The sequence below is a fragment of the Methylocapsa sp. S129 genome, assembly GCF_009765995.1.
Taxonomy (GTDB): Bacteria; Pseudomonadota; Alphaproteobacteria; order Rhizobiales; family Beijerinckiaceae; genus Roseiarcus.
In genome coordinates, this window is sequence record NZ_LMUI01000051.1 from 1 (window position 1) to 264 (window position 264).

Below are 264 nucleotides of genomic sequence, written 5' to 3' on the forward strand. Positions count from 1 at the left end.
GCCGCTGCTGCTGTAGCCAGTGTACTGATCGGTAACACCGCTCTGCGGATTGTAGACATCGCTTTCGGAGCCGCCGGCAGTGAAGTTGAAGTCGGCGCTGGTCAGCGTGCCCGTACCATCCGCGCCGAGGTATTTGTTCGTCTCCGAGGAAACGCCAGCTTCCAAGCCAGGATAGCCAGAGTAGAACTCGATCTGTGAGCCGCCGCTTGACCAATTGTCGCCCTGGTAGAGAATTGAGCCGCTGCTGCTGTAGCCAGTGTACTG

1 protein-coding gene is annotated in these 264 nt (G+C 58.7%); it reads right to left on the bottom strand.

The genetic code is table 11. The features are described from left to right. On the bottom strand, positions 1-264 hold a 264-nt coding region (locus GSQ90_RS28465), incomplete at both ends, for a hypothetical protein (RefSeq protein WP_158818373.1).